This is a genomic window from Candidatus Erwinia dacicola, from assembly GCF_001756855.1.
In the GTDB taxonomy this organism is placed as follows: Bacteria; Pseudomonadota; Gammaproteobacteria; order Enterobacterales; family Enterobacteriaceae; genus Erwinia; species Erwinia dacicola.
Genome location: NZ_MAYS01000582.1, coordinates 1 through 2,817 on the forward strand (window position 1 = coordinate 1; position 2,817 = coordinate 2,817).

At 55.6% G+C, this 2,817-nt stretch carries 1 protein-coding gene and 2 pseudogenes; 1 reads left to right on the forward strand and 2 read right to left on the reverse strand.

Features of this window, described 5'->3' with window-relative positions; genetic code table 11:
- Positions 1-249: pseudogene (locus BBW68_RS19275) on the forward strand (IS3 family transposase); the annotation flags it as partial.
- A gap of 81 nt (positions 250-330) precedes the next feature.
- Here the strand turns inward: BBW68_RS19275 and istB are convergent.
- Together istB and istA are read right to left on the reverse strand one after the other, a co-directional pair.
- Positions 331-1,101: an IS21-like element helper ATPase IstB gene (istB, locus tag BBW68_RS14415; RefSeq protein ID WP_070135882.1), complete on the reverse strand. Its 771-nt coding sequence runs from the start codon at positions 1,099-1,101 to the stop codon at positions 331-333.
- Positions 1,098-2,581, reverse strand: a pseudogene (gene istA, locus BBW68_RS14420) (IS21 family transposase). The gene istB and the pseudogene istA overlap by 4 nt, the downstream one beginning before the upstream one ends.
- Positions 2,582-2,817: the final 236 nt, after the last annotated feature.

Genomic DNA, 2,817 nt, shown 5'->3' on the forward strand with positions numbered 1-2,817 from the left:
TTCACGGTAGTCGACAGGCTGAGAGCGAGGTATCCGGTCGCTGCGTTGTGCCAGACTTTTGACGTCCATCGCAGCAGCTACAGGCACTGGCCGGCTTCAGCGAATGAGCCTGACGGCGAACGTGTGGTCAAGCGTAGCAAGGTCATGGAGGCCTGGAACGCCAGCGGCGGCTCTGCCGGCGCCCGAAGTATCGCTGCCATCGTCAGCAGGGACTCTGGCGTCAAAATGGGCCGCTGGCTGGTAAGCTGATGAAAGAGCTGAATATCGCCAGTTGCCAGATTATTAGGCGTCAATTACTTTTGCCGGTACGCGTCAACTATCCTGGCCGCCTTAGGATTCTTGCTTAGTTGACTGCTGCGTTATCGCTTTTGATGTTTTCTTTCTGTAACTTTCTCCTTTTAACTCGAAGATATAACCGTGATGGATCAACCGATCCGCCGCTGCTACCGCCATCGTCTCTTCCACGAAGATGCTTCCCCATGTGCTGAACGGATGGTTGCTGGTGATGATCAGACTGCCTCTTTCGTACCGGTGCGCGATAAGTTCGAACAATACCCCGGTTTCAGCATTGTCACGTTTGACATAACCCAGGTCATCTATCACTATCACCCGGTAGCGATCCAACTTCAGCAACACTTCGTTAAGTCTCAGCAGCGACCGGGCTTTTTGCAGCTCCTGCAGCAGTTCTCCCGCACTGTAGAACCGCGCCCGGTAGCCCTGACCTACAACGCCGTCAACGATCGCCGCCGCCAGATGGCTTTTGCCCAGTCCGCTGGCACCGAACAGCAGCACATTTTCTCCCGCATCAACCCAGTCCGTTGTCTCGCACAACTGACGGACCTGGGCTGCGTTCAGTTCCGGCACCTGAGCGAAGTTATATTCCGACACGGATTTACCCGCAGGCAGCCTGGCATCCTTTATATAACGCCGCCGCCGCTCGCTCTCCCGATGTGTCGCTTCCTCGCTGCACAGCGACAGCAGATAACGGGAGGGTGTCCACCCTTCTGCCAGCGCACGCTTTTCTTGGCTGTGCCATTCGGAGGCCACCCGCGTCAGCCTGAGTTTTCGAAGCAGTCTCTCCAGCGTATGGATATCGGTCACTGAAGGCCTCCTTTTTGCAGCAACTTGTCATAACTATGCAGGCTGTGCTGAACCAGCGTTCCGGCGGGTAACTCTCCGCTTCCTTTCACGTTCAGATAATTCAGGAGTTTCTGGAGGTCGGGTTTTCCGGGTTCCAGCAGGAGCTGGTTTACGCCCTGAGCAACCCGCGAGATATCTTCCTGTTCTGCCGCCAGTTTCAGTGCATTAACCATCAGCCGGCTGGCCAGTTGGGGGCAGAGTCGTGAGCACATCCGCTGCCAGAGTTTGCGCCATTCGTCATCAGGCAGGATGTCATTACGCAGCGCAGCGTGGTAAAAGGCGTTGGGTTTTCTGACCAGACCACCAATGACGTGCCGGAAGTCGATGCTGCGGGCACGGCGTTTTCCCTTCGCGGGACGGACGCGGCGGCAGCTCATCACCTCTTCACTGCCGACATAACAGCTCAGCCGATCGTCCCACAGACGGACCTTAAGCATCTGACCGATAACACGGGATGGGACGCTGTACACCACGAGCCTGACATTGATAGTGCTACTGCTGCTCGCCCGGACTGACAGTTCTTCATAGTCCGCACAGCGCCTCTCGGGAAGCGGTTTAAGCACTGCAAATCGTGATTACGCTGGTTATAACGCTGCACCTGCTGCGTGATGAACTGCCGGTACTCATCCAGCGTCGCGAAGTGATGACTGTTTCTCAGCAACAGCGCCTGACGGATACGCTGTTTCAGATGCCCGTGTGCCGATTCAACGGAGCCATTTTCATGACCGCGCCCGCTGTTATTGCGCGACGGAACCATGCCGTAGTGTTCACACAGGTGAGCATAACGTTCCGTCAGATCGCGATGGTCGTCTTCACTCAGGTTTTTCCACGCGGCGGACAGGCTGTCGGTGCGGTGCTCCTGCGGAACACCGCCCAGTTGCCCAAGCGCTTCCTGAACACCTTCGGCAAGCGCGGTGAAGCTCTCACCTCCGGTGACTACTCGCAGCCAGCTCCAGCGGCTCCACTCTAGCCGGAAGTGGAAGAGTTTATGCTCAAGCGGCCGGCCATTAATGGTGATCTCAGTCCCCTTGAGTTGGGTAAAATCAGATAAGGCTCTCAGGCCGGGCTGGTGTTCCTGTAGGAACATCACCTCCTTTTCCTCACCGTGGCAGGCTTTCCAGGTACGGATGCGACGCTGAAGCGTTCTGCGGATGGTGTCGGGATATTTACCTGGGTATTTGTCCTGCAAATGTTCGAACACCGTCACCGGCGTGATCTGCGGACAAGAGCTCAGCAGGGGGATGATGTCACTGTTCCAGACCTCAGCAAGCGGGTCGTTACGGGTACGCCAGTGGCGTTCCCCCGCCTGTTGCCACTGGCCCTTTTCGATTCGGCGTCCGGAGCGGATGGAAATACCGGTAGTTGTCGTCGCCGCTTGCTGAGTAAGCCCTTTATTTCGTTGAGTCATATAAAAGTCGACCTGTCTGATGTTGAGCGTCACAACCTCTCCATGAAAAGAAGAACCATGACGCTAAGATTACAAACAGGCCAGAGTAATTGTCGCGACCCGGTCAGAGTAATTGTCGCCTAATACCCCGCCAAGGGAAACGGTCAGCTGGAGCGGTGATTTTGCGTAAGAAAAATCACACCGATTGTGGAGTTCGTGGAAAAAAGCAGCAGTGGAGCAGCGTTAATCTGATCCATATTACGAACCTGTTTCATTTTGTGGATCTTGGA